Raw genomic sequence first — 26,997 nt, 5'->3', positions numbered from 1 at the left:
TTGAATGACACAATAAGGAGAAATAACGATGGCATTTCAACACATTTTAGTTCCAGTGGACGGTTCTGAAACTTCTTACGCAGCAGTTGCCAAAGCAGTCGAGCTTGCCAAAGCTTTCGGCAGTAAAGTAACCGTTGCACAGGTGTTAACACTCGATCCATATATTGCATCAGAATACATTTCAGCAGGCCAGACCAATGACCTGATTGAACGTGCGCGTGTGTCTATTCTCAAAACACTGGATGAAGCCAAAGCAAAATTCCAGGAACAAGGTGTAGCAGTTGAGTCTCGTCTGCTTGAAGGTCAAGTGATTCATCGTGAAATTGCACGTGCTGCAACTGAAATGAATGCAGACCTGATTGTGATGGGTTCTCATGGCCGTACCGGTTTGAAAAAGTTATTCCTCGGTAGCGTCGCGCAAAGCGTACTGGGCGAAGGTAATGTTCCTGTACTCATCGTACGTTAATCTTTCCTCCAGAAAATTCCCTGTACCTGCGGGTATGGGGAATTTTTTATTTTTAGGGCTGCCATTGATACTGCTTTAAGCTCACCTTGTTATTCAGGACCACTACACCCTCCTGTATCAGTTTTAACGCCTGTATATTTTCACCCTGCGCATTGATTTTGCTTAGGCTAATTTTCCCTTGCGCATTTAGCACCCGATGCCATGGCAACACATGCCCCGGTGCCAGATGTTTCAGTACATAACCCACCAGACGCACATGTTTCGGCAAACCGGCCAGTTTTGCAATCTAACCATAGGTGGCAACTTTACCAGGTGGAATCTGGGCAATCACCGCGGTGATATAAGCGGCCAACTCCTGACTGGGACGTGCTGGAATAGACATAAAAAGAATCTTAGAGTGTTGAAATCTATTGGGATGAAAAGCTGTGCTGGTTAGAAAAGCTAGGCTTAAAAAACTAGAGGACATGCAGTTGCACATCCTCCTGTATTCACCTTGAGTTAAAAAGCGGATGCAACGCTTTAGATGGCTTGTCCAAAGGTATCGCAATCATTCATATTGCCTGACTTCAGGCCAGTATTAAACCATTGCACGCGCTGGGCACTGGTACCATGGGTAAAGCTATCCGGCACTACTTGTCCACTCGAACGTTTCTGCAAATAGTCATCACCAATTTTATGTGCGGCATCCATCGCTTCCTGTACATCGCCCTGTTCCAGGAATTGAGTACGCTGATGGTTATGATGCGCCCAGACACCGGCCAGACAATCGGCCTGAAGTTCCTGACGAACCGATAACTGGTTGCCTTCGACCTGACTGGCACGCTGACGCATCTGCTGTACCTGTCCGGAAATCCCCAGAATGGTCTGAATATGATGGCCGACTTCATGTGCAATCACATAAGCCTGGGCAAAATCTCCAGCCTGATCCTGACGCGATAATTCGGTCTGGTTCTGCTCGCCGGAAATTCCCATCTGGGTGCGCATATCTTTAAAGAAACCAGTATCTAAATAGACTTTCTGATCGGCCGGGCAATAAAACGGCCCCATGGCAGCGCTGGCATTGCCACAGGCGGAACTGACCGCACCATTAAACATCACCAGTTTGGGTGGCACATATTGCTGGTTCAGCTGCTGGGCAAACACCTGCGTCCAGGTATCTTCGGTATCGGCCAGAATGGTACCAATAAACTCCATCGATTCCTGCTGCTCCGGCGTCGGATTTTCCAGACCACGCGTTTCCGCGCTCTGCCCCTGATTGGTCACCTGTTTGGTGGCCTGATAGGCTGTTTGCGGATCGACCCCAAAAAACTTCCAGGCCACAAAAGCCACCACCAGACCCAGAATACTGATCCCGCCGGCTTTGGCACCGCCACCACCGCGACGATCTTCTACATTGCTACTGACGCGACGACCTTTCCAACGCATAGCAATCTCCTTATTATCTTTATCTCTTGGCTAGAATTTTACATAGTTTAAGAGGCTTTGGAACGTGGCCAGACCTTTTTCACCAGACCAATTAGCGCCACCACAATCAAACCGGCAATAAAGCCCACAGCAAAATTGATCAAGGTTGGAGTAAGCGCACCAAAAATACTGCCGATATTGGGAATTTCCTGCACGTATTCCACACTGTCTTCGGTAAAGTGATGTACCAATGGAATAGCGTGGTTGATAATCCCGCCGCCCACCAGGAACATGGCCAGAGTCCCGACAATCGACAGGATTTTCATCAAGATTGGCGCAAAGGCCAACAAGCCGCGCCCGACCGACTGTTTAAAATTAGAAGCCTGTTCCGAGAGATGCAGCCCAATATCATCAATCTTGACAATAAATGCCACTAACCCATAGACCCCAATGGTCATGGCGATGGCAATAATACTCAGCACTGTGACTTTTACACCAAAGGCCGCGGTAGCTACAGTACCCAAGGAAATGACAATAATCTCTGCCGAGAGAATAAAGTCGGTCCGGACTGCCCCTTTGATTTTTTCATTTTCAAACGTGGCCAGATCGGTTTCGGTTTTAATTAATTCCTGCTGCGCTTCTTCGGCAGTTTTGGCTTTTTTCTTGTGCAAGGAATGCAGGACTTTTTCAACCCCTTCATAACATAAGAATAAACCGCCCACGACCAGTAACGGGTTAATCAGCCACGGCGCCACCACGCTAATCAGTAGAGCTAGAGGCACCAGAATCAGTTTATTGACAAAAGAACCTTTGGCCACGCGCCAGACCACCGGCAGTTCCCGCTCCGAACGTACACCGCTGACCTGCTGGGCATTCAGGGCCAGATCATCACCGAGTACACCGGCCGTTTTCTTTGCGGCCATTTTACTCATGACCGCCACATCATCTAAAACAGTGGCAATATCATCTAATAATAGTAATAAGCTACTCGCCATAATTTTTATCCTTATCGTGTTCTAGGCTTATTCTAAGGAGAAATCTTCCAAGACTCTGTATTTACTTCATTAATAAATCTTTAAAATTTCCAGACAATTGTTGATTCTGTTCGGCTTATCCCGTGACATTCAAAAATATTATGCCGTACAATGTAGCCCAATCATCGGTATAGAAATGTCGTAACAACGACTTGGAAGAGATAATGAGTAATCAAGATAATCGTCCTGTTATTTTGACTGGCGACCGTCCAACCGGACAACTTCACCTCGGTCATTTTGTAGGTTCTTTACGTTCACGTGTAGGTTTACAGGATTCTCACCATCAACACCTTTTACTTGCCGATGCTCAAGCCCTGACTGATAACGCCGACAACTTTGAAAAAGTACGTCGTAATATTATTGAAGTGGCGACCGATTACCTGGCCGTGGGCATTGACCCGACCAAAACCACCATTTGTGTTCAGTCTTGCCTGCCGGCCTTGAATGAACTGACCATGCTGTATTTAAACTTTGTCACTGTGGCACGTTTAGAGCGCAACCCGACCATTAAATCTGAAATTCAGATGCGTGGTTTTGAACGTGATATTCCAGCTGGTTTCCTGTGCTATCCAGTTGCCCAAGCGGCCGATATTACCGCGTTTAAAGCGACTGTAGTGCCCGTGGGTGAAGATCAGATTCCTATGATCGAACAGACCAACGAAATTGTACGCCGCATTAACCGTCAGGTAGGTCAGGACCTGCTGCCTGAATGTAAAGCACTGCTGTCGAATGTTGGCCGTTTACCTGGTTTTGATGGTAAAGCCAAAATGTCAAAATCATTGGGCAACACCATTGTGCTCGATGCTACTGACAAAGACATTAAAAAAGCAGTAAATGCCATGTACACCGACCCGAACCACCTCCGCATTGAAGATCCGGGCCAGGTTGAAGGCAACGTGGTATTTACCTACCTAGATGCTTTCGATCCGAACAAAGAAGAACTGGAAGAATTAAAAGCCCATTATCGCCGTGGTGGTCTGGGTGATGGTACCGTGAAAAAACGTCTGGAAGGCATTTTAAAAGAGCTGATTGGTCCAATCCGTGAACGCCGTTTAGAACTGGCCAAAGATCCGGATTACATCATGGATATCTTAAAGACCGGTACCGATAAGTGCCGTGACATTACTCAAGCCACTTTAGATGAAGTTAAAGCCGGTTTAGGGGTGTTCCGCTTCTAAGCCCCATGCTGATCTTGAAAAGCCTTTCCTCGCGAAAGGCTTTTTTATGCTACGTTTACAATGATGGAGAAAATATGGAGAGAAATGTCACACAATTTTTATAGAAGCAACAATCTTTAACATGAATTTACCTGAACGCTGCTGAACCCTGCCTCATGCCGGCGTATTCTAGTCATATGTTCTAGGAGCAATCCTAATTCATAACATTTCTCCTTTACCGAAACTGTGCAAGCAGATTCGTTGTTCTACGCAATGATCACCCCAATCATTGCGTATTTTTTTGCCTAAAATATGCAGGTTTTTTAGACAAAAACGCGGCCTAATGCTATGCTAGGCGCATTCAATAATAATATATATTTTGAATATCAATAATTTAAACACAACAGAACAATAGAGTATTCAGTTATGTGGGATTTGCTCACTCACCCTTCCAATCTGATTTTTAGTGTCTGTATCTGCCTGCTGTTTTTCTTTGCCCTGCTGGAAGTGTTTCTGTTACTGGCCGGTGGCGGCAGTCAGGGCATTCTGGACCAGTTCCTGCCAGATGACTTAATTCCGCATAAAGATGTAGAAGTGAATATTGATGGTTCTAGTGGCCTGTTGGTCCAGTTTCTGGACTGGCTGTACATTGGCCGGGTACCGCTGCTGATCTGGCTGATTATTTTCCTGACCTTATATGGTTTGTCTGGCCTGATTTTACAATCAGTGCTGTTTCAATGGATCGGTCAATATATTACAGCCTGGATAATGGCACCGGCCTGTCTGTTTCTGAGCATGCCCCTGGTGCGTTATAGCGCCATGCTGATTGCCCGCATTTTACCGCAAGATGAAACCACCGCCATTTATAGTGACGAGCTGATTGGCCGCACAGCCACCATTATTTTAGGTGTGGCTACTCCCAATTCTCCGGCAGAAGCCAAAGTGCAGGATCAGCATGGTCTGACCCACTATATTCTGGTAGAACCGGAACAGGACGAAAGTTTTCAACAGGGTCAATCCGTAATTTTAACGGGGAGAACCAAAATTGGCTTTTATGCCATGCATTTAAATTAACAACTGAAAAACACAAGAGATAACAATGTTAAGTTCAAATATGTATAACGTCTTGATTATTGCCGGAATTATTTTCCTGGCCTTATTTGTGATTGGTTTAATCCTGGCCCGCCTGTATCGCCGCTCTAGCAAGGAAATTTCCTTTGTGCGTACCGGTTTTGGCGGTGAGCATGTCATTCTCGGCGGGGGGGCGATTGTGTTACCGGTGCTGCATGAAATTATTCCGGTCAATATGAATACCCTGCGTCTGGAAGTGCGCCGTGCTGAAGATCAGGCCCTGATTACCCGCGACCGTATGCGTGTCGATGTCATGGCCGAATTTTATGTGCGGGTTAAACCGACCGCTGAATCTATTGCCACCGCAGCACAAACGCTGGGGCAAAAAACCATGTCCCCGAATGAATTAAAAAATCTGGTCGAAGGCAAATTTGTCGATTCTTTACGTGCCGTAGCCGCAGAAATGGCGATGGAAGAACTGCATGAAAAACGCGTCGACTTCGTACAGAAAGTACAGCAGGTGGTGTCGGAAGATCTGTTTAAAAACGGTCTGGAACTGGAAACTGTATCTTTAACCGGACTGGATCAGACCAGTTTCCGCTACTTTAACCCGCAAAATGCTTTCGATGCCGAAGGTCTGACCAAATTAACCGAAACCATTGAAGACCGTCGTCGTAAACGTAACGACATTGAACAGGATGCCGACTTAGCCATTAAAGCCAAAAACCTGGAAGCCGAACAGGCGCGCCTGCAGATTCTTCGTGAAGAAGAATATGCCAAGTTACAGCAAGAACGTGAAATTTCGGTACGCCGTGCTGAACAGCTGGCGGAAATTGCAGCCCAGGAAGCAGCCAAAAAACGTGAAGCGGAAGAAGCCCGCATTGCTGCTGAACGTGAAATTGAACTGAAACGGATTGGCTCAGCACGTGATGTCGCCAATGAAAATATTTTAAAAGAACAGCTAGTCCAAAAAGCCCAAGTGGAACAGAAGAAAACCATTGAGCTGGCCGAACAGGACCGCGCCATTGCCATTGCGGAAAAATCCCGTGCCGAATCTGAAGCCAAAGCGCAGGCCGATTTAGCCCGTGCTCAAGCGGTAAAAGCAGAAGAAGAAGTGATTACCGTACGTGAAACCCAGCGCGCAGAACGTGCCAAGGCAGTCGAGCTGGTGGCTGCCAAGCAGGCCGCTGAAAAAGATGCGATTGCCATTACCGTTGCTGCTGAAGCCGGCAAACAGGCGGCGGTCGATGAAGCGGAAGCGGTGCGGATTACCGCAGAAGCCAATGCAGAACAGCTGCGTTTAAAAGCGCGTGGTGAAGCCGATGCCAAAGTCCTGCTGGCACAAGCGATGGAAAAACAGTATCAGGTTGATGCTGAAGGTACCCGTGCAGTCAACGAAGCCAATAACATCCTGTCAACGGAACAGGTCGAAATGCAGGTACGTCTGGCCATGCTGAAATACCTGCCAGAAATTATCCGTGAAAGCGTCAAGCCAATGGAAAATATTGATGACATCAAGATTCTGCACGTCAATGGTTTAAATGGGATGGGCAGCGCACATGTCGATGGCAGCGAACACGGTCATGGTCAAGTGGCCCTGTCTGATCAGGTGGTGAACAGTGCCCTGCGCTATCGTTCGCAAGCGCCGTTAATTGACAGCCTGATGAGTGAACTGGGTATTCATGGCGGTGATATTAACGGTCTGACCCAAAGCCTGAAATCTCAGCCGAAAATCAATCAGGAAACTTCATCAACTTAAATGAGGTGAATAAAAAAACGCAGCTAAGGCTGCGTTTTTTATGGCTGTTTTTCAATGTTCTATGATGAAGACAGTGGCTGATGAACTTCAAATTTTTCCAGCTGTCCATCTTGATCATAATGTAAGGTCAGATTTTTGGCCTGCTGCAAATACGCCATTTCAGTTGTGTCGACCTGAAAACTTTCCGCCAGCTGCTCAGTCTGAATATGCTCCGGAAAAGCCCGGCGCTCATTATCACGAAAACGCAGCCAGTTATACACAGCCCAGATCAGCAGAATCAGAATAAACACCATAATCGCCAGCCCCAGATAAAACAGGCTGAACGAGCTTTGCGGCGCCGACATCACAAACAGCTGCTCATATACGGTATAGCCCTGAAACAGCCACAGCAACATAGTGATCAGAGGCAGGAATAACCAGATCCAGGCCAGCCAGCCCAGAAAGAATAGTCCATAGCCTGCGGCCTTGTTACGTACATAGGGCTTTGTTGCACAAAGATTTCATAACTATATGATTTTAAAAGTTTTGATTATTTTTTGATCCAAAATTAAATTTATTTAAATCAGATGCTTACATATTTATGCAACAAAGCCATGCCATAGTGCAGTTTCCAGGTTCGTGACACACGCCAGTCATGGCGATAAAACAGGTTATATATCGGCTCATTGGAATAATCTTTCTGTCCAAATGTGCCCAGCGTCAGTTCAAAATGCTGATTAAAATGTTGCTCATAACGACGCCAGGTCATCCAGTCATGTTCCAGTTTCAGCTCTAAACTATGGCTGGATTCAGGATTAAAATAATCCACGGCGACGGGCTTATTTTTTCCATAATAGCCGCTGAGCGTGGCACGACTCAGATGATGCGGGGCCTGATAAAACTGCTGGCTAAAATAGGCCTGATATTCCTGACGGGTGTTGCCATCATCAATATCGGTCAATTGAAATTGTGCACCGGCTTTACGCGACTCGTTGGCCTGCCAGTTAAAACCCGCCCGATACGACTGTCCTTCATGTGCTTTGGCCATTGCCTGCAACGGAATATCGGCCTGGGTATTCACCGCCAGATGATATTGCCAATGATCATTTAACCAGTGTGACCAGTCCAGTGCAGCGCCCACACGGTCTTCATCTAAAGATTGAGACAGCAACAGGCTGGCATACTTGCGATCTTTGGACCAGGCCACACCCAGACCTAAACGCGGATCATCCAGGGTGCCATCTTCATAACGCCCCTGCCGATGCTGATGGTCAATAAAAACCTGATAATGCTCATTTAGCCACGGGCTGTTAAGACGGGTCCAATGGGTACGCTCTTCTGAACCTTTTAAACGGTTCAGCAACTGTTCCTGATCGGAACGACTTTCAGAAAAATAACTTTCATGCTGAATGCTGAAATGATCGCGATCCTTTAATTCTTTGCGGCTTAATTGCACACCGGTATCATCTGCAGCCGTCTGTAACAAGGCCTGATTCAGCTGACGCCAGCCCCTAATATCATTCAGGGCTTGGGCATTTTGCATCTGGTTAATCTGGGTGATTTGACTGACCTGATCCAGGCCATTCCACTGCTCCAGCGTTTGTTGGGAAGTCAGTGGTTTTTCACGCCAGCGCTGAATTTGTGCCAGATTGTTCTGATAGGCCAGATTATTCGGTGCAATTGAAACCAGGGTTTCAAAATACTGCTCGGCTTTGGCATGTTCGTTGCGGTAGGCATAGTTCAGCCCTTTTAAAGCCAGATACTGCTCCCGGTCTTCATGGGTACTGCGGTCCACGCCTTTGGCCTCGCTATAACGATAACGCGGTAACTGACGGTCCATGTCCTGAATCAGCTGATCAGCCTGCTTGAATTTTTCCTGTTCGATATAGGCATAATACAAACCGGCATACACCGTATAGTCTGCATAGTTCTTTTCCTGAAACAGGCTTAAATACACCGGTTCAGCCAGTTCCGGTTGTCGGGTGGCCAGATAGGCATCGGCAATGGCATGGCGTACATAAGCCGGCCAGTTTGCAATTGGCTGATGCTGCTGTTGCACAATTTTCAAGACCTGCTGATGACGCTTACGCTGTCCCAAGGCATACAGATAATCGGCATAGAATGCGCGCTGCAGTTCGGCGTCAGCTGCCACCTGTGGTTCATGTGCAGCCATATCGGCCAGTACCGCATCCAGCTCGGTATAGGCTGTTGCATATTCACTGCGCAGTTGTGCCGTTTTATAGGCCTGTACTGCATTCTGAATCCGGGTAGAAAACTGGTGCTGTTTAACTTGCAGTAACAAACGAGGATGGCTCTGTGCTAACTGTTGTTGCAGCAGATAGTTCTCTGCTGCATGATGCTTGCCATTAAGCATCAGCGACAGTACATATTGTTCATGGCCTGCAATGCTGCTTTGCTTTTTTAATCCGGCTTCGGCTGCCTGCAAGGCTTGTACCGGCATATTCAGGATACGATAGGTATAAGACAATAAACTCAGGTCATCGGCACTAAGCTGTTGCCATTGCAGGTTTTTCAGCAACGTTTTAGCGGCTGCTGCCTGACCCGACTCGGCTTCTAGTACCGCGTGCCAGACTTTGCCGCTGGCCTGGGTATTTAAAGGCTGAAACCGGGCCAGATACGCTTTGGCCTGAGCATACTGCTTGGCATCACGGAGCACCTTGATAGCGCTGACCTGGGCATAGGCAGGAAAGGTTTTAGGTTGAATCTGCTGCGTTAGGCGGTATAAATCCTGTGGATGTAACACAGGCTGACCATAGGCCAAAACTAGATAATCCGCAATTAACTTTTGATCTGTGGGAAATTGAGCTAATAACGCCTGCAAGCGATTGAGTCCAGAGACCACCTGCCCGGACCGAACCATCTCCACCGCGTGCTCACGTTGCTGATCAAGCGTATTGGCATGAGCAGAAGAAAAAATAAAAAAGAGCAAAGCGACAGACACTGAATCGGCATGATCGTTGTTATTTTGATCATATAAATTCTCAAGTTTCTGATAATTATTGTTCGATATCCTATTAAAGTGTGATGTAAATCACAATTACTAAAACAATCATTTTATTTGTTTTGTATGCTTTACTTTTTCCTCAATAGAAGCGTCATCATTATCTATGTTCTTTGCCATAAAAAACCCCAAGAACTGGGGTTTTTTAGTCAGGTAGGTTTTACACCAAACCTTTGGCCTGCAATACTTTCAGCATGGTTGAACCGAGCTCGGCCGGGCTACGGGTATAAGCCATTCCGGCACGTTCAAAGGCAGCAAATTTCTCCTCTGCGGTTCCTTTACCACCAGAAATAATCGCGCCAGCATGGCCCATGCGTTTGCCTTTTGGTGCGGTTACACCGGCAATATAGCCCACCACAGGCTTGGTCACATGCGCCTGAATGTATTCGGCTGCTTCTTCTTCGGCTGTGCCGCCAATCTCACCAATCATGATAATGGCTTCAGTTTGAGGATCGTCCTGGAACAGCTTCAGACAGTCAATCTGGTTCATGCCCGGAATCGGATCACCGCCGATGCCGATACAGGTCGACTGGCCCAGACCCAATTTGGTGGTTTGCGCAACCGCTTCATAAGTCAGCGTTCCTGAACGCGAGATAATCCCGATTTTCCCTGGCTGATGAATATGACCTGGCATAATCCCGATCTTACATTCGCCCGGGGTGATAATACCCGGACAGTTCGGGCCAATCAGGCGTGTACCATTACCATTGGTTTCCAGATAGCGTTTGGCTTTTAGCATATCTAGGGTCGGTACACCTTCAGTAATTACCACAATCAGTTCAATACCGGCATCGACCGCTTCAACAATCGAGTCCAGTACAAAAGGTGCGGGTACATAAATCACCGAAGCGTCAGCCTGAGTTTCACGGACCGCCTGCTTCATGGTGTTAAATACTGGCAGGTCTAAATGGGTTTGACCACCTTTACCTGGAGTTACACCGCCGACAACACGCGTGCCATAATCCAGCGCCTGGGCCGAATGGAAGGTTCCGTTTTTACCGGTGAAGCCCTGAACCAATACTTTTGTGTCTTTATTTACTAATACGCTCATGATGCATCTCCTTAAGCTTTTACCGCAGCAACAATTTTTTCTGCAGCATCGGCCAGGCCATTTGCAGAAATTAAGGTCAGGCCAGATTCATCCAGTAATTTGGCCCCCAGCTCAGCATTGTTTCCTTCCAGACGTACCACCACCGGCACGCTGACATTGACTTCCTGAACTGCTGCAATAATCGCCTCCGCAATCATGTCACAACGTACAATCCCACCAAAAATATTGATTAATACTCCCTGAACCGAATTGTCGGCCAGAATAATTTTAAATGCTTCAATCACGCGCTCTTTGGTTGCACCGCCACCGACATCAAGGAAGTTGGCCGGTTGACCACCATACAATTTGATGATGTCCATGGTTGCCATGGCAAGACCGGCACCATTGACCATACAGCCAATATTGCCTTCTAGCGCTACATAGTTCAGATCGAACTCAGAGGCTTTCAGTTCGCGCTCATTTTCCTGGCTCTTGTCACGCAGTGCCGCCACTTCCGGCAAACGGTACAGCGCATTGGAATCAATGCCAACTTTGGCATCGACACATAAAATTTCGCCGTTTTCACGTACAGACAGCGGGTTAATTTCAAACAGGGCAAAATCGTTTTCAATAAAGGCCTGATACGCCGCAGTCATGATTTTAACAAACTGGTTGATTTGTCCATCTTTTAAGTTCAGGGCAAACGCAACTTCACGTGCCTGAAATGGCAATAAGCCGACTAGTGGATCAACTTCGACTTTAATAATTTTTTCTGGGGTTTCTTCTGCGACTTTTTCAATTTCAACCCCACCTTCGGTTGAGGCCATAAAGGTCACGCGACGGCTAGAACGATCCACCACGGCACCCAAATATAATTCGCGCTCTACCGGATAAACATCTTGGGCCACCAGAATACTGTTCACCGGCTGGCCATTGGCATCGGTCTGATAAGTGACCAGTCGAGTACCGATCAGCTGATTGGCATACTCTGCCGCTTCTTCAGCCGATTTCACCACTTTCACACCACCCGCCTTACCACGGCCACCCGCATGCACCTGGGCTTTCATGACAGCGAATTTGCCACCGAGCTGTTCAAATGCCTGTACTGCTTCATCTGCATTGGTTGCAAGCAGACCTTCCTGCACCGGCATACCATATTTTTTTAATAGCGCTTTGGCTTGGTACTCATGTAGATTCATTTATTTACCTTTTACTACTTTTCACGTTTTTTTATGACTCGCTAAAACTCCAACATCCATCGTCGTGAGTATTAACATTTATACAGTTTTATCGTTTTAGTTTTAGATGATTATTCAAACAAAAACAACCACCAAATGAAAAAGAGCGGTCGAAACCGCTCTTTTTTTATTTATTTACGCTTACGCTGAATCGCGTGGATGGCACGTCCATCGACGGCCAGTGCCGCTTCGTGCACCACCTCAGAGAAGGTTGGGTGACCGAATGTCATTAATTGTAAATCTTCAACTGAAGATACAAATTCAAGCGCGATCATACCTTGGTGAACAATGTCAGACGCTGCAGGCCCAATCACGTGCATACCCAGTAAACGATCTGTTTTTGCATCAGCAACAAACTTCACGAAACCAGCACCTTCACCGGCAGCTAAAGCACGGCCGTTGACTGCGAAACCGAATTGACCGGTTTTCACTTCATGACCTTTTTCTTTGGCCTGCTCTTCTGTTAAACCTACCCACGCCGCTTCAGGGTGTGTATAGATGACAGAGATGATGGTGTCATAGTTCACTTGAGCAGCATGACCGTGAATACGTTCAACTGCCATTACGCCTTCTTCCATGGCCTTGTGTGCCAGCATTGGACCGCGTACCAAGTCACCAATTGCATATACGCCTTCAACAGAAGTCGCACACCAGTCGTTCACTTCAACCAGACCACGTTCAGTCAGTTTGATACCGCAGTCATCAGCCAGTAAGCCTTCAGCATACGCACGACGACCCACACACACGATCAGCTTGTCGAAAGTCTGTTCTTTCTCTTCGCCGCCTTGGGTGTATTTTACCGTCACTTCACGACCGTTGACTTCAGTGCCAGACACTTTCGCGCCTACACGAATATCCAGACCCTGTTTGGTCAGCAGTTTCTGGTAGTCTTTTGCCAGCGCTTTATCCGCCATTGGCAAGAAGGCATCCATTGCTTCAAATACAACAACTTCAGCACCTAGACGACGCCATACTGAACCAAGCTCCAGACCGATCACGCCGGCACCAATCACGCCTAAACGCTTCGGTACTTCAGGGAACTCAAGCGCGCCAGTAGAATCAACAATAATGTCTTGATCAACAGGAGCTACCGGAATGTTCACTGGTACAGAACCAGACGCAAGAATTACATATTTTGGCTCTAGAACCTGAGTTTCACCTTCGTGAGGAACAAACTCAACTTTCTTACCCGCCAGTAATTTACCAGTACCTTTTAACCATTCGATACCATTGCCTTTCAGCAACTGGTCAATACCGCCAGTCAACTGGTCAACAATCTTGTCTTTACGTGCCAGTAATTTAGACAGGTCAAAGTTTACTTCACCTGTCGTAATACCATGATCAGCCAGGTGATGAACGGTATCTTCATAACGGTGTGAAGAATCAAGCAGTGCTTTAGACGGGATACAGCCCACGTTTAAGCAGGTACCACCTAAAGATGGTTTACCTTTGTGGATGCGTTTTTCGATACATGCCACTTTAAAACCAAGCTGAGCCGCACGAATGGCTGCTTCATAACCGCCTGGACCACCGCCAATAACAACTAAATCAAATTGTTGAGACATTTTTATCTCCAATCAATCTCTCTAAATTCCACCTTTTGCTTAAGGGGGAACCTTTCCCCTCTTTTTTAGAGGGGTTAGGAGAGATTTTTAATTAATAAATTATAAGTCAAGGATAAGTTTAGCTGGCTCTTCTAACAATTCTTTGATTGTTACAAGGAAACCTACCGCTTCTTTACCATCGATTAAACGGTGGTCATAAGACAGCGCTAAATACATCATTGGCAAGATTTCAACCTGACCATTGACTGCCATAGGACGTTCCTGGATTTTGTGCATACCCAGAATAGCAGTTTGTGGTGTATTCAGAATTGGCGTAGACAGCAGTGAACCGAAAGTACCACCATTAGTAATGGTGAATGTACCGCCAGTCATGTCTTCAATCGCAAGTTTACCTTCACGTGCTTTCGCAGCATAAGCACCAATGCCAGATTCAACTTCAGCGTAGTTCATACGGTCTGTATCACGTAATACAGGAACCACCAGACCACGGTCAGAAGATACAGCTACACCGATGTCATAGTAACCGTGATAAACGATATCGTCGCCATCAATTGATGCGTTTACTGCTGGGTAGCGTTTTAGCGCTTCAGTCGCAGCTTTTACGAAGAATGACATGAAGCCAAGACGCGCACCGTGGCGTTTTTCAAATGCGTCTTTATATTGCTTACGCATTTCCATGATTGGTTTCATGTTCACTTCGTTAAACGTCGTCAACATTGCAGTTTCTTGAGTCGCTGCAAGTAAACGTTCAGCTACACGCTTACGTAAACGCGTCATAGGAACACGTTTCTCGATACGCTCACCTACTGCTGCAGTTAAAGGCGCAGCCGCTGGTTTCGCTTGATGGTTGGCCACATCTTCTTTAGTGATGCGACCGCCACGGCCTGTACCTTGTACGTCAGCAGCGTTGATACCGGTTTCAGTCAATGCTTTACGCACCGCTGGTGCCTGGTCCGCAACTGGTTGAGCACGCTCAACTACAGGTGCTGCACCTGCTTCAGTTTTCGCAGCCGCCTGTTCAACTTTCTCTTCAGACTGAACTGCTTGAGTTTGCGCAGCGCCAGATACAGCACCTTCTTCAAACTGTGCAATCACTTCATTTGAAAGTACAGTATCACCTTCATTTTTAATGATTTGAGCAATCGTACCGTCTGCAGGAGCTACAACTTCCAGAACAACTTTGTCAGTTTCGATGTCACAGATCACTTCATCACGTGATACTGCTTCACCTGGTTGTTTGTGCCAAGTCGCGATTGTTCCATCTGCAACTGACTCTGGAAATACCGGTGCTTTAATTTCGGTTGCCATTACTTCGAATCTCCTGTTATTCAGCTACGATCGCAAGCGCGTCATTGATGAGCTGAGCTTGTTGTTTTGCATGCAAATATGGTGAACCACACGCTGGAGCGGCAGAAGCCTCACGACCAGCAAAGCTGATACGAACCTGTTTACCAGCTTTCATCACGTCATCATATAGACGCGGCGCGATGAACAACCAAGCACCTTGGTTCTTCGGTTCTTCCTGAGTCCAAACCAGTTCTTTCACGTTTGGATAAGCTTCAAGAATTTCCGCAATGCGTTGTTCTGGGTATGGATACAACTGTTCAATACGAACAATTGCCGTGTTGTTCAATTCTTTTTCACGACGTTTTTCAAGCAGGTCGTAATACACTTTACCACCACAAAGTACCAGACGGGTCACGTCGGCCTTGTTGATGTTGCTGTCGATTTCGTCAATCACAGTCTGGAAAGTACCAGTTGCCAGCTCATCAAGAGATGAAGTTGCCAGTTTGTGACGCAGCAATGATTTCGGTGACATCACAATCATTGGCTTACGGATTGGACGAATTGCCTGACGACGTAAAGCGTGGAAAATCTGTGCTGGTGTAGTCGGGGTAATCACTTGCATGTTGTCTTCAGCACACAGCTGTAAGAAACGTTCTAAACGTGCAGATGAGTGTTCCGGACCTTGACCTTCAAAGCCGTGTGGCAGCAACATGGTTAAACCACATACACGTTCCCACTTGGTTTCACCAGAGGCGATGAACTGGTCAATCACCACTTGCGCACAGTTAGCGAAGTCACCAAATTGTGCTTCCCAAATGATCAGACCGTGTGGAATCGTGGTCGCATAACCATATTCAAATGCCAGTACCGCCATTTCAGACAATAGCGAGTCATATAAAGCAAAACGCGGCTGGTTTTCTTTCACATGGCACAATGGAATATAAGTTTCGCCATCAACCTGGTTATGCAGTTTGGCATGACGGTGCGAGAAGGTACCACGACCTACGTCTTCACCAGTAATACGTACCAGGTAACCCTGATCTAGCAGTGTTGCATAGGCTAGAGTTTCAGCAGCACCCCAGTTCAGCGGCATTTCGCCGGTCTGCATTTTCAGACGTTCGTCAATCACTTTAGACACCTGACGCTGCATCACGAAACCTTCTGGAAGTTTACGCATGCCTTCACCAAGCTCTTTTAAGCGCTCAGCCGGGAAAGTGGTATCCCATTCGTCAGTGTATTCATGGCCCAGGTACGGCGTCCAGTCCACAAACATTTTCTTGTTCGGTTCAAGAACCAGCGCATTGGCAACGTGATTACCTGCTTCAAGATCGGCACGGTAGTCTTCAACCATTTGGTCTGCAGCAGCGCGATCTAATACGCCCTGTTGTACTAGTTGGTCTGCATACAAAGTACGTGTAGTGGCTTTCTTGTTGATCACCTGATACATCAGTGGCTGGGTTGCAGATGGCTCATCCGCTTCGTTGTGACCACGACGACGGTAACAGAACAGGTCAATCACTACGTCTTTACGGAAAGTATGACGGAAGTCGTGTGCCAATTGCGTTACGAAGATTACTGCTTCAGGATCATCACCATTCACGTGGAATACTGGCGCCTGAACCATTTTCGCGATGTCGGTACAGTATTCTGTAGAACGCGCATCACGTGGATCAGAGGTAGTGAAACCAACCTGGTTGTTAATTACGATGTGCACAGTACCACCCACGGTATAACCGCGTGTTTGTGACATCTGGAAAGTTTCCTGGTTCACGCCCTGACCTGCAAATGCAGCATCACCATGTACGATTAATGGCAATACGTCATCGCCACCAATGTCTTTACGACGTACTTGACGGGCACGTACCGAACCTTCAACCACAGGTCCAACAATTTCAAGGTGCGACGGGTTAAACGCCAATGCCAAGTGAACTTCGCCACCTGGGGTCATTACGTTAGATGAGAAACCTTGGTGGTACTTAACGTCACCCGAACCTTTCTTGTGTAAAGATTTACCTTCGAACTCGCCAAACAGGTCAGCCGGGTTTTTACCCATGATGTTAACCAGCAAGTTCAGACGGCCACGGTGTGGCATACCAATCACGACTTCTTTACAACCAACCGCACCGGCACGTTGAATTAGTTCGTTAACCATTGGAATGAAAGATTCACCACCTTCCACACCAAAGCGTTTTGCACCAACGTATTTATTACCTAAATATTTTTCCAGACCTTCAGCGGCAGTTAAACGCTCAAGGAAGTGTTTTTTCTGTTCTGCATTGAAGCCATACTGACCACGGGCACTTTCAAGACGCTGTTGAATCCAGCGTTTCTCTTTGGTGTCAACAATGTGCATGTACTCTGCACCAATTGAACCGCAGTAAGTTGCTTCCATCGCTTCAACCATTTCGCCCAGCGTGGTATCTGTTTTACCAATCGCCAGGTTGCCTGTGTTGAATACGGTATCTAAATCAGATTTGGTTAAACCGTGCGCAGCAAGATCAAGATCTGGCACTTCTTCGCGTTTTGCCAAACCTAGCGGATCTAATTTTGCTTTTTGGTGACCACGATTACGATACGCTGCGATCAGTTGCAGGACGCCTATTTGACGACGTTCATGCTCAGAGCTTACCGCGCTTTGAGCCACAGACTGAATACGATTTGAGTTGCGACCCAATAAAAGGAATTGCTCACGTACATTGCTATGAGGTTGATCACCTTTTGGGAATTTATCGAAGTACACTCTCCAGTCTTCACCAACTGACTCTGGAGACGTTAAATACTGCTCATAAAGTTCTTCAATATACGCTGCACTATCAGCGGAAAGTTCAGTGTCAAGACGCAGAGCGTCAGCAACTTCTTGCATTTGTGGACCCATTTCCTATTGCAAAAACATTTTTCAGGATGCTTTTTAAGCAAAACCCATGATTGATAATGTCAAATTGGTAACATGACATTCGTCCCCATTCGACAACTGTCATGAGGCGTTATCACTACATTAGGACTACCCAATGTGAATAATGAATCATAACACCCTGATTGGCATCATCACTCATTTTATACTCGGCCAAAACCGAGCAATTTTTTTGCAAATCGACTTAGAAAAATTAATTCGGCAAATTAGCTTTTCTAAATAGGTTTACTCTAATTTCTGGCTTTCTACATCTCTTTAAATGTTGAAAAAATGTACATAAATTCAACCTCAATTTTTAAATATAGAAGTTTATTAATCGTAACATGATCTCCAACTCTCAATTGATTTTTTTGACGTATACCCCCTATAAATTGGCGAAATACAAGAAACATATTTTGCTCTAACATATGGTGCTTTATTTAATAATTAGAAGCAATTAAGACCAAAGTCCAACGGCTTCTTTATTCCATAAAACAAAAGAGAGCACATCTTTCAATCTGCCCTCTTCAACTTGCGTTATATAATAACATCTTGCACCACTTTTTGCAGTCTCATGCCCCATTTCTGGGCGTATTAAAACAAAATACCATCACTCTATTACACTTTTTTAGAAGATTGATTTAAAACTATTCACCTGCACTTTTCATACCCAGTTTGTATGCAGCAATGCATCTCATCAGACCAACCCCATTCAAGTGTTCAATAAAACAGCATAAAAAAAGCACATCCAGAGATGTGCTTTTTGAATTCACCAAACTGGCGTTCAGATTAACCCGCAGTATCCAGAAGCATGTTACGGATGTGACCGATTGCTTTGGTTGGGTTCAGACCTTTCGGACAAACTGACACACAGTTCATGATGCCTTTACAACGGAACAGCGAGAACGGGTCATCAAGACGCGCCAGACGCTCTTGAGTTGCAGTATCACGTGAATCGATGATGAAGCGGTAAGCATTCAACAGCGCTGAAGGACCCAGGAATTTGTCCGGGTTCCACCAGAATGATGGGCATGAAGTTGAACAGCATGCACATAAAATACATTCATACAGGCCATCTAGGTGCTCACGGTCTTCCTGAGACTGTAAACGCTCTTTTGGTGGCGCAGGCTGGTTGTTGATCAAGAATGGCTGAATCTTGTTGTACTGGTCGTAGAACTGATTCATATCAACAACTAGGTCTTTGATCACTGGCAGACCTGGTAATGGACGAATGGTGATTTCATTTGGTAAATCGTTCAGGTTCCAAAGACACGCCAAACCGTTTTTACCATTGATGTTTACACCATCAGAACCACAAATACCTTCGCGGCAAGAACGACGGAACGTTAAAGTTTCGTCTTGTACTTTCAACGCCAAAAGTGCGTCAAGCAACATACGATGCTTATCAGTCAATTCCAGCTTGAATGTTTGCATGTACGGTGCTTTATCCTTATCAGGATCATAGCGGTAGATATGAAATGTACGAGTACCTCTACTCATCTTGTTTCTCCTGATTAGAATGTACGTGGTTTAGGTGGAATAGCTGCAACAGAAAGCGGCTTGTAACGTACTGGTTTGTACTCAAGACGGTTGTCTGCAGAGAACCACAGAGTGTGCTTCATCCACTCATCATCACGACGACCATAAGAATAAGTCGGGTGATCTGGTGGTAATTCAAAGTCTACAACAGTGTGCGCACCACGACACTCTTTACGCGCAGCAGCAGAAATCAAGGTTGCTTTTGCGACTTCGTATAGGTTTTCAACTTCTAATGCTTCTACACGTGCAGTGTTGAAGACTTTAGATTTGTCTTTCAGGTGGATATTGCGAACACGTGGTTCAAGCGCAAGAATCTGTTTCACACCTTCTTCAAGCAATGCTGAAGTACGGAATACACCTGCGTGATCCTGAACGATGTTACGAATTGCATCCGCAACTTCTTGAGCGTTTTCACCTGAAGTTGATTCGTCAAGTTTACGAATACGGTTCAGCGTGTTTTCAAGTACAGTTGTAGGTAGTGGTTCGTACTCGCCATCGTGCTGTTTAGTTACATACTCAATGATATGTTGACCAGCCGCTTTACCAAATACCACCAGGTCAAGCAGTGAGTTAGTACCTAAACGGTTTGCACCGTGTACAGATACACATGAACATTCACCAATTGCATAGAAACCTTTTACAGGTTTCGCAAAGTCACGACCTTCCGCATTTGTAGAATATGTGTCAGTGTCTTTGTCGTAGTTGGCAACCAGTGGAGTCGTTTCACGAGATTCTGGAACAACAACCTGACCATGAATGTTGGTCGGAATACCACCCATTTGGTAATGGATTGTTGGTACAACCGGAATTGGCTCTTTAGTACAGTCAACGTTCGCGAATTTCTTGCCAATCTCGAATACAGATGGCAGACGTTTCATGATCGTGTCAGCACCCAGGTGCGTCATATCCAGCAAGATGTAGTCTTTGTTCGGACCACAACCACGGCCTTCTTTAATTTCCTGGTCCATAGAACGTGATACGAAGTCACGTGGCGCCAAGTCTTTTAAAGTTGGAGCATAACGTTCCATGAACGGTTCGCCAGAATCGTTACGAAGGATACCACCCTCACCACGACAGCCTTCCGTTAACAATACGCCTGCGCCCGCAACACCTGTTGGGTGGAATTGCCAGAATTCCATATCCTGTAATGGAATACCTGCACGAGCAGCCATACCAAGACCGTCACCCGTGTTGATATACGCGTTAGTAGAGGCACGGTAAACACGACCTGCACCACCAGTAGCGAATAGCGTCGCTTTAGCTTGGAATACCGCAATTTTACCTGTTTCCTGGTCAATTGCAGTTACACCCAGTACGTCGCCTGCTTCGTTACGGATTAAGTCAAGTGCAATCCATTCAACGAAAAATTGAGTCCCCATTTTCACGTTGCTTTGATAAAGCGTGTGAAGCAGCGCGTGGCCTGTACGGTCAGCAGCAGCACATGCACGTGGCACAGCTTTTTCACCGTAGTTTGCAGAGTGACCACCGAATGGACGCTGGTAAATTGTACCGTCTGCGTTACGGTCAAATGGCATACCCAAGTGTTCTAATTCATAAACCACTTGTGGCGCTTCACGCGTCATGAATTCGATCGCGTCTTGGTCGCCTAACCAGTCAGAACCTTTAACCGTGTCATAGAAGTGGTAGTGCCAGTTATCTTCCTGCATGTTACCAAGAGATGCACCAATACCACCTTGCGCCGCAACCGTGTGCGAACGTGTTGGGAATACTTTGGTCAGTACTGCAACTTTCAAACCCGCTTGAGCAAGTTGGTAAGATGCACGCATACCTGAACCACCACCACCAACGATGACTGCGTCAAAAAATTGGTGTGGAATGTTTGAATAATCTTCTTTAGGGTTAATCGCGCCCATGATATCTTCCTATCAATTCGCCCAGAAAATCTGGATTGCCCAGATTGCATATGCAAAAACAGCAATAATCACTGCTGAAGTCAGCACTAGGCGTAAACCTGAAGCTGAAGGACCCATCTGACGAGTAGTCACGTAATCTGTGAATACCTGCCACATACCAATCCATGCGTGTGCAACAAGAGATAAGACTGCCAATAAAGATAAAATCTTCATTGGTAATGTCATCATAAAGCCGTACCACTGTTCAAAGTTAAATCCGCCATTCAGCAGAATCCAACCAAATACCACAACGGTATAAACAGCAAGAACAACAGCACTTACGCGTTGGATAAACCAGTCGCGAGAACCTGAACCCGTTAAACCTGTAGCACTTTTCATTAGAGAACAATCCATACAAAGGCTGCGAGAATACCAATCGCAGACAAGACTAATGCGATAGTAGCTGCAACACGACCACTTTGCAGTTCCTCTGCAACACCAAGGTCAGCAAGTAAATGCTTGACACCAGCGATGAAGTGATAGATTAATCCGGCTACAAATACCCATACGATAAAGCGGACAAAGAAACCGTTAAAGATTTCCTGTACTTCTGCAAAACCTTCTGGCGAAGACAAAGACTTGTCTAATAACCAAAGAAGTACCGGTACGAGTAAAAATACGATGACACCTGAAAGACGGTGTAAAATTGATGCAATAGCCACAGGTGATTTTAAGTTTACTGATAAAACTTGACCCATGGACAAATTGACAGGTCTGTTGCTTTTCACAGCGGGCATCCTGTAAGTAAAAACTCCATCCGGAGTTTGTTGGAATTAATTCGAAGGAAAGCTGGCATTGCTAGGCATTCGAATGCCTATATTCAAAACGACACTGAATTATAAAACGTCAACTATTAAAATACAAACAACCGCACTGGGCTTTTTGAACAAAAAACCCTTAAATAAGAATCATTAACAAATAGGTAATTTATGAAACACATCAACCGGATACATCTTTAAGGCATCATCTCACTGTTTTTTATTAATTTATTTTATGTTTCTGCTATTGGTTTTAGCTATAATTGCAATTTTCACCGGACTGAAATATTTAGACTAAAGCAGCACAGTAAATGTCTAGACACTATATTGTTGAATCTTTTCACTTTATCTTTGGGTGCCTGAATATTTTTTCCTTGAATATTTGCTATCAGGCAAACAACATGAAATATTTTCAGCGCCCTGCCCGTGCTTCCCGCTTCAGGCCGGCATTTGGATTTTGAGTCTTGCAAAAGCTGACAGATTGCTCTGACTTTACTTGCAATTTCAGCGCATCAGAACAAGTTAACTGGCTGAATGGCTGATTTAATTAGCTATTTTTTAACCAGTCAAACCTAAAAAAATGACAGACTTAGCGCTTTTATTTATGAATAACAAAGCAGCAGCAGAACCGGCAAAGCCCAGCTAAGTTATGAAAAACAGATACATTTCGGAAAGCTTAAAATTCCAGCAGCCTGGCTTTTCAAGAGCTTTTAACGCTAAAAAATTGCTTACAATTAAAGCATTCCTATTATTTTTTTCTGCACCTATCCGGGAATTTGACTTATTATAGCGCGTCGGTGCTGTGATTTTACTCAGTTTTTCATACGAATATTTTTTGACTAAGCTGCTGTGTCAGCGTCACTTTTTATCCATAAGTATAATTGACAAAATTTCAGTACACACTAATCTTATAGCAAATTTTCGATCCGTCTGATTCGCGCATTAAAAGATTGATACTACGAGTCAGATCAACATTCACCAGGACAGGAGATCTATTGAATGTCTGAAGCAACTGGCAAGAAAGCCGTTTTACAGCTTGATGGCAAAGAAATTGAATTACCAATTTACAGCGGCACATTGGGCCCAGATGTAATTGACGTTAAGGATGTGTTGGCTGCAGGTCACTTTACTTTTGATCCTGGTTTTATGGCGACAGCTTCTTGTGAATCTAAGATCACATTCATTGACGGTAACAAAGGTGTTCTGTTACACCGCGGTTACCCGATTGATCAATTGGCGACTAAAGCTGATTACCTGGAAACTTGCTACCTGTTATTAAACGGCGAGCTTCCAACAGCTGAGCAAAAAGAAGAATTTGACGCGAAAGTTCGTAACCACACCATGGTTCACGACCAAGTTAGCCGCTTCTATAACGGTTTCCGTCGTGATGCGCATCCTATGGCGATCATGGTTGGTGTTGTGGGTGCATTATCTGCGTTCTATCACAACAACCTGGACATCGAAGATGTTAACCACCGTGAAATCACTGCGATCCGTTTAATCGCGAAGATTCCTACTTTAGCGGCTTGGAGCTACAAGTACACTGTGGGTCAACCATTCGTTTACCCACGTAACGACTTAAGCTACGCTGAAAACTTCCTGTACATGATGTTTGCTACGCCTGCAGACCGTGACTACAAAGTGAACCCGATTCTTGCCAAAGCAATGGACCGTATCTTCACTCTTCACGCTGACCACGAGCAAAACGCGTCTACGTCTACAGTACGTTTAGCGGGTTCTACCGGTGCTAACCCTTATGCTTGTATCGCTGCGGGTATCTCTGCACTTTGGGGTCCTGCGCACGGTGGTGCGAACGAAGCAGTTCTTAAGATGCTGGATGAAATCGGCACTGTAGAAAACGTTGCTGGCTTCATGGAAAAAGTGAAGACTAAAGAAGTTAAACTGATGGGCTTCGGTCACCGTGTTTACAAAAACTTCGACCCACGCGCGAAAGTAATGAAAGAGACTTGCGACGAAGTTCTTGGTGCATTAGGTATCAACGATCCACAATTAGCGTTAGCAATGGAACTTGAGCGTATCGCGCTTTCTGACGAATACTTCATCAAGCGTAACCTGTATCCAAACGTAGACTTCTACTCTGGTATCATCCTGAAAGCGATTGGTATTCCGACAGAAATGTTTACTGTGATCTTCGCGCTTGCACGTACAGTTGGTTGGATCAGCCACTGGTTAGAAATGCACAGCGGTCCTTACAAGATCGGTCGTCCTCGTCAGCTTTACACTGGCGAAGTTCAACGCGACATCAACCGTTAATCCGGTTCGCGTTCAACGACGAAAAAACCACCCGTTTGGGTGGTTTTTTTATGGACATTCAAACTAAATGCGCGTTTCGACCAGACCGAGGCAACGCCAATATTCAGCGCAAAAGTACGTTAAGCTACCTGATAATGCTCCAGATCTAGGCGCTGTAAACGTCGCTTTAACTCGGCCAGTGACCACGGCCAGGCGGCAAAGTTGCGACCATTCTGGTCCAGATAATAACTTTGACAGCCGCCACGGTTAAACACAGTTTTCTGCACATGAGTCTGTACTTTGGCATTGTGGTATTTCAGCACATCCGGCTTGATTTCAATACGCTTTAAGCCCTTGGCTTTCATTTGCAATAAACCACTGACAATATAGTCCAGTTGCGCTTCTGCAATACCAATAAAGGAATCATAGACCAGAATATTCGGCCCGAGCACCAAAAAGGCATTGGGCAAATGCTGGATACTGGTGCCCAAAAAGGCTTCGGGTGAACTGCTCTGCCACAGCTCGGAAAGTCGTTGGCCTTGGGCATTCTGCACACGGCGACCAATCGGTGGATGTGACACCTCAAAGCCCGTTCCCCAGATAATCACATCGACCTCATGCCGGTCACCATTGGCGGAAATCACCGTATTGCCTTCAATTTCCACCAAGCCATGCGGAATTAAAGTGCTATTCGGGGCCTGCAAGGCCGGATAATAATCATTGGCAAACAGTAAACGCTTACAGCCGACCGAAAAATTGGGGGTAACCGCCTGACGTAAAGCCGGATCTTTGACCTGTAATTTTAACAGCTGCCGGCTGAGTACATTCACGGGCTCCAACAAAGGTGGATGACGCAGGCCAAAATTAATCAGATTCAAAGATTGCGATACCGCACCGCGCCAACGCTGCTGGATGACCGGAAACTTGGCCAGTGTACTTTTCATCACCTGATTCAGGGGCAGATCAGGCTTTGGCAGGACCCACGGCGCTGTACGCTGGAAAATATATAACTCTTTGGCCAGAGGCTGAATTTTCGGAATAAACTGAATGGCCGAGGCGCCGGTGCCAATGACTGCAATGCGTTTACCACGCAGGTCATAGGCATGGTTCCAGCGTGCCGAATGGAACATTTCGCCCTTAAAACTGTCGATGCCTTTAATTTTCGGCAGTTGCGGCTCGGTAATCGGGCCGGTAGAGAAAATCACGGTTCTGGCCCGATATCGCCCTTTGCTGGTGTTGAGCTCCCACATCTGTTCAGTCTCATTCCAGCGTGCATCTTGCAGTTCATTATGAAATTGAATCTTGGCATATAGCTGAAAACGGGTCGCCACATCTTCCAGATAACGCAGGATTTCCGGCTGCTTGGCAAATAAATGACTCCAGCCATGACTTGGCGCAAAGGAAAAAGAATATAAGGCCGAGGGCACATCACAACCACAACCCGGATAGGTATTGTCCCGCCAGGTGCCTCCTACCCGGCCGGCTTTTTCCAGCACCAGATAATCCTGATAGCCAGCCTGATTCAGTTTATAGGCCGCTGCCAGACCGGAAATACCCGCCCCAATAATAATGGTGTCATAGACCCGGCTTGGCATAGTAGTTGATCTACCGCGCTGCTCAGTTGTTTGAGAATTTGGCTGATTGGCCCCTGCCCTTGCTGATGCTGCACTGGCACTTTTGGCTTTTCGACTAGGCTTTTTGAGCACAAGATCGGCCGGCTCAGCGACCGTTTGCAACGTGACTTGATCATCTTGTTTCATTTTTTTCTACTCAGGATTTTTGTACATATTTATTGAATAATGGATAACCCACACCCAGCAGCTTGGTATATAAACGCGGCGCGGCACGCTTGAACCACCAGAACAGTTTGGCATCTGGCTGTGGAATGGTATACAGCTCGCCCCGGTCTAAATTGTTTAAGGTCTGCGCTACCACCTGCTCACAGCTGACAAAGGCATGATGGGTCAGCAAATGATCTGCCAGTCCCGAATAATGCGCAGGCAAACGGCCATTTTTCATGATATTGGTCGGCACCAGCGTTGGGCATAACACATTGATGCGAATATTGGCGCCACGTAACTCGGCAGACAGGGTTTCAGACAAGGCCAGTACGCTGGACTTGCTGACGTTATAGGCGGTCATTTCCGGCGCTGCGGTATAACCAGCAGCCGAAGCGACATTAATAATCGCACCACCACCCTGCTGTTTCAGTTTCGGTACGAAATAATGACAACCGTGGATCACGCCCCATAAGTTGACCTGCATACACCATTGCCAGTCGGCCAGGCTGACTTCATCAAACTTGCCACCCAGCCCCACACCGGCATTATTGATCAGCAAAGTCACCGGATGGCCCAACAGCTGTTCAGACTGTTCAGCCAGTTGCTGCACCTGCTCGGCCACACCCACATCACATTGCAACGCAAAGGCCGCAGTCGCAAACTGGTGTTCAATCTGCTTGGCGGTTGCTTGAGCCGCCGCCAGATTGATATCGGCACAGATCACGCTGCCACCACGCCTGGCCAGTTCCAGCGCAAAACTGCGTCCAATCCCACTGCCTGCACCGGTCACCACCGCATAAGCCTGCTGGCTCAGTCGCACTTTTTTTGCAAATAATCCCATCATCCTTCTT

20 protein-coding genes and 1 pseudogene are annotated in these 26,997 nt (G+C 46.3%); 5 read left to right on the top strand and 16 right to left on the bottom strand.

Annotated features, from left to right (window positions below; translation table 11 throughout):
• The first annotated feature begins 28 nt into the window (after positions 1-28).
• Complete coding sequence (locus ACPEPR_RS01965) at positions 29-466, top strand: universal stress protein (protein ID WP_005176293.1); 438 nt, start codon at positions 29-31, stop codon at positions 464-466.
• Positions 467-518: 52 nt separating this feature from the next.
• Here ACPEPR_RS01965 and ACPEPR_RS01960 read toward each other — a convergent pair.
• The 3 genes and pseudogenes from ACPEPR_RS01960 to ACPEPR_RS01950 form a co-directional block, all read right to left on the bottom strand.
• Positions 519-848, bottom strand: a pseudogene (locus tag ACPEPR_RS01960) (MGMT family protein).
• 137 nt (positions 849-985) lie between these two features.
• Positions 986-1,891 carry a KPN_02809 family neutral zinc metallopeptidase gene (gene ypfJ, locus ACPEPR_RS01955; RefSeq protein WP_005176288.1) on the bottom strand — a complete coding sequence of 302 codons (906 nt, stop codon included), beginning with the start codon at positions 1,889-1,891 and terminating at the stop codon, positions 986-988.
• A 47-nt stretch (positions 1,892-1,938) separates the two neighbouring features.
• On the bottom strand, positions 1,939-2,865 hold the full coding sequence (locus tag ACPEPR_RS01950; RefSeq protein ID WP_075174426.1) for a DUF808 domain-containing protein: 927 nt from the start codon (positions 2,863-2,865) through the stop codon (positions 1,939-1,941).
• 203 nt (positions 2,866-3,068) lie between these two features.
• Between ACPEPR_RS01950 and trpS the strand changes: the two genes are divergently transcribed.
• The 3 genes from trpS to ACPEPR_RS01935 all read left to right on the top strand — a co-directional run bounded on the left by trpS (position 3,069) and on the right by ACPEPR_RS01935 (position 6,891).
• A complete protein-coding gene (trpS, locus tag ACPEPR_RS01945; RefSeq protein WP_005176282.1) occupies positions 3,069-4,082 on the top strand; it encodes a tryptophan--tRNA ligase in 1,014 nt (337 codons plus the stop codon).
• A 405-nt stretch (positions 4,083-4,487) separates the two neighbouring features.
• Positions 4,488-5,135 carry a YqiJ family protein gene (locus ACPEPR_RS01940; RefSeq protein ID WP_005176281.1) on the top strand — a complete coding sequence of 216 codons (648 nt, stop codon included), beginning with the start codon at positions 4,488-4,490 and terminating at the stop codon, positions 5,133-5,135.
• A gap of 25 nt (positions 5,136-5,160) precedes the next feature.
• A complete protein-coding gene (locus tag ACPEPR_RS01935; RefSeq protein ID WP_127798958.1) occupies positions 5,161-6,891 on the top strand; it encodes a flotillin family protein in 1,731 nt (576 codons plus the stop codon).
• 59 nt (positions 6,892-6,950) lie between these two features.
• Here ACPEPR_RS01935 and pgaD read toward each other — a convergent pair whose 3' ends face one another.
• The 11 genes from pgaD to sdhC form a co-directional block, all read right to left on the bottom strand.
• On the bottom strand, positions 6,951-7,322 hold the full coding sequence (gene pgaD / locus ACPEPR_RS01930; protein ID WP_423561911.1) for a poly-beta-1,6-N-acetyl-D-glucosamine biosynthesis protein PgaD: 372 nt from the start codon (positions 7,320-7,322) through the stop codon (positions 6,951-6,953).
• Between the two features lie 131 nt (positions 7,323-7,453).
• Positions 7,454-9,832: a poly-beta-1,6 N-acetyl-D-glucosamine export porin PgaA gene (gene pgaA, locus ACPEPR_RS01925; RefSeq protein WP_423561858.1), complete on the bottom strand. Its 2,379-nt coding sequence runs from the start codon at positions 9,830-9,832 to the stop codon at positions 7,454-7,456.
• Positions 9,833-10,052: 220 nt separating this feature from the next.
• Positions 10,053-10,943 carry a succinate--CoA ligase subunit alpha gene (gene sucD / locus ACPEPR_RS01920; RefSeq protein WP_104471739.1) on the bottom strand — a complete coding sequence of 297 codons (891 nt, stop codon included), beginning with the start codon at positions 10,941-10,943 and terminating at the stop codon, positions 10,053-10,055.
• Positions 10,944-10,954: 11 nt separating this feature from the next.
• Positions 10,955-12,121 carry an ADP-forming succinate--CoA ligase subunit beta gene (gene sucC, locus ACPEPR_RS01915; RefSeq protein WP_005176263.1) on the bottom strand — a complete coding sequence of 389 codons (1,167 nt, stop codon included), beginning with the start codon at positions 12,119-12,121 and terminating at the stop codon, positions 10,955-10,957.
• Between the two features lie 170 nt (positions 12,122-12,291).
• Positions 12,292-13,725, bottom strand: a complete 1,434-nt coding sequence (gene lpdA / locus ACPEPR_RS01910; RefSeq protein ID WP_045796462.1) for a dihydrolipoyl dehydrogenase — start codon at positions 13,723-13,725, stop codon at positions 12,292-12,294.
• Between the two features lie 99 nt (positions 13,726-13,824).
• Positions 13,825-15,033, bottom strand: a complete 1,209-nt coding sequence (gene odhB, locus ACPEPR_RS01905) for a 2-oxoglutarate dehydrogenase complex dihydrolipoyllysine-residue succinyltransferase (protein ID WP_104471741.1) — start codon at positions 15,031-15,033, stop codon at positions 13,825-13,827.
• Between the two features lie 16 nt (positions 15,034-15,049).
• Positions 15,050-17,875 (bottom strand): 2-oxoglutarate dehydrogenase E1 component, encoded by a 2,826-nt coding sequence (locus ACPEPR_RS01900; protein WP_005176258.1) that lies wholly within the window; start codon positions 17,873-17,875, stop codon positions 15,050-15,052.
• Positions 17,876-18,691: 816 nt separating this feature from the next.
• Positions 18,692-19,402 carry a succinate dehydrogenase iron-sulfur subunit gene (locus tag ACPEPR_RS01895; protein ID WP_005176256.1) on the bottom strand — a complete coding sequence of 237 codons (711 nt, stop codon included), beginning with the start codon at positions 19,400-19,402 and terminating at the stop codon, positions 18,692-18,694.
• Positions 19,403-19,416: 14 nt separating this feature from the next.
• Complete coding sequence (locus ACPEPR_RS01890) at positions 19,417-21,315, bottom strand: FAD-binding protein (RefSeq protein ID WP_005176254.1); 1,899 nt, start codon at positions 21,313-21,315, stop codon at positions 19,417-19,419.
• Between the two features lie 12 nt (positions 21,316-21,327).
• Positions 21,328-21,693 (bottom strand): succinate dehydrogenase, hydrophobic membrane anchor protein, encoded by a 366-nt coding sequence (gene sdhD, locus ACPEPR_RS01885; protein ID WP_005176252.1) that lies wholly within the window; start codon positions 21,691-21,693, stop codon positions 21,328-21,330.
• A complete protein-coding gene (sdhC, locus tag ACPEPR_RS01880; RefSeq protein WP_005176242.1) occupies positions 21,693-22,091 on the bottom strand; it encodes a succinate dehydrogenase, cytochrome b556 subunit in 399 nt (132 codons plus the stop codon). The genes sdhD and sdhC overlap by 1 nt, the downstream gene beginning before the upstream one ends.
• A 1,020-nt stretch (positions 22,092-23,111) precedes the next feature.
• Here sdhC and gltA point away from each other — a divergent pair.
• The gene (gene gltA / locus ACPEPR_RS01875; RefSeq protein ID WP_005176240.1) at positions 23,112-24,386 is read left to right on the top strand and encodes a citrate synthase; all 1,275 of its coding nucleotides are present in this window, start codon (positions 23,112-23,114) and stop codon (positions 24,384-24,386) included.
• Between the two features lie 119 nt (positions 24,387-24,505).
• Here the strand turns inward: gltA and ACPEPR_RS01870 are convergent, their stop codons facing one another.
• Together ACPEPR_RS01870 and ACPEPR_RS01865 are read right to left on the bottom strand one after the other, a co-directional pair.
• On the bottom strand, positions 24,506-25,960 hold the full coding sequence (locus ACPEPR_RS01870; protein ID WP_171526552.1) for a flavin-containing monooxygenase: 1,455 nt from the start codon (positions 25,958-25,960) through the stop codon (positions 24,506-24,508).
• Between the two features lie 175 nt (positions 25,961-26,135).
• The gene (locus ACPEPR_RS01865) at positions 26,136-26,987 is read right to left on the bottom strand and encodes an SDR family NAD(P)-dependent oxidoreductase (RefSeq protein ID WP_034597594.1); all 852 of its coding nucleotides are present in this window, start codon (positions 26,985-26,987) and stop codon (positions 26,136-26,138) included.
• Between the last annotated feature and the right edge of the window lie 10 nt (positions 26,988-26,997).

Source organism: Acinetobacter sp. AND/436 (assembly GCF_049546925.1).
GTDB classification, from domain to species: Bacteria; Pseudomonadota; Gammaproteobacteria; order Pseudomonadales; family Moraxellaceae; genus Acinetobacter; species Acinetobacter indicus.
The sequence above is the reverse complement of the archived record's forward strand: the minus strand, read 5'-3'. Positions and strand labels throughout refer to the sequence as shown.

Coding starts and splice junctions, on each gene's coding strand:
- ACPEPR_RS01865 (WP_034597594.1), bottom strand. CDS start 26,987: ATGGGATTATTTGCAAAAAAAGTGCGACTGAGCCAGCAGGCTTATGCG.
- sucD (WP_104471739.1), bottom strand. CDS start 10,943: ATGAGCGTATTAGTAAATAAAGACACAAAAGTATTGGTTCAGGGCTTC.
- ypfJ (WP_005176288.1), bottom strand. CDS start 1,891: ATGCGTTGGAAAGGTCGTCGCGTCAGTAGCAATGTAGAAGATCGTCGC.
- sdhC (WP_005176242.1), bottom strand. CDS start 22,091: ATGCCCGCTGTGAAAAGCAACAGACCTGTCAATTTGTCCATGGGTCAA.
- ACPEPR_RS01900 (WP_005176258.1), bottom strand. CDS start 17,875: ATGCAAGAAGTTGCTGACGCTCTGCGTCTTGACACTGAACTTTCCGCT.
- ACPEPR_RS01890 (WP_005176254.1), bottom strand. CDS start 21,315: ATGGGCGCGATTAACCCTAAAGAAGATTATTCAAACATTCCACACCAA.
- odhB (WP_104471741.1), bottom strand. CDS start 15,033: ATGGCAACCGAAATTAAAGCACCGGTATTTCCAGAGTCAGTTGCAGAT.
- ACPEPR_RS01940 (WP_005176281.1), top strand. CDS start 4,488: ATGTGGGATTTGCTCACTCACCCTTCCAATCTGATTTTTAGTGTCTGT.
- gltA (WP_005176240.1), top strand. CDS start 23,112: ATGTCTGAAGCAACTGGCAAGAAAGCCGTTTTACAGCTTGATGGCAAA.
- ACPEPR_RS01950 (WP_075174426.1), bottom strand. CDS start 2,865: ATGGCGAGTAGCTTATTACTATTATTAGATGATATTGCCACTGTTTTA.
- lpdA (WP_045796462.1), bottom strand. CDS start 13,725: ATGTCTCAACAATTTGATTTAGTTGTTATTGGCGGTGGTCCAGGCGGT.
- ACPEPR_RS01870 (WP_171526552.1), bottom strand. CDS start 25,960: ATGCCAAGCCGGGTCTATGACACCATTATTATTGGGGCGGGTATTTCC.
- sucC (WP_005176263.1), bottom strand. CDS start 12,121: ATGAATCTACATGAGTACCAAGCCAAAGCGCTATTAAAAAAATATGGT.
- ACPEPR_RS01965 (WP_005176293.1), top strand. CDS start 29: ATGGCATTTCAACACATTTTAGTTCCAGTGGACGGTTCTGAAACTTCT.
- ACPEPR_RS01895 (WP_005176256.1), bottom strand. CDS start 19,402: ATGAGTAGAGGTACTCGTACATTTCATATCTACCGCTATGATCCTGAT.
- trpS (WP_005176282.1), top strand. CDS start 3,069: ATGAGTAATCAAGATAATCGTCCTGTTATTTTGACTGGCGACCGTCCA.
- ACPEPR_RS01935 (WP_127798958.1), top strand. CDS start 5,161: ATGTTAAGTTCAAATATGTATAACGTCTTGATTATTGCCGGAATTATT.
- sdhD (WP_005176252.1), bottom strand. CDS start 21,693: ATGAAAAGTGCTACAGGTTTAACGGGTTCAGGTTCTCGCGACTGGTTT.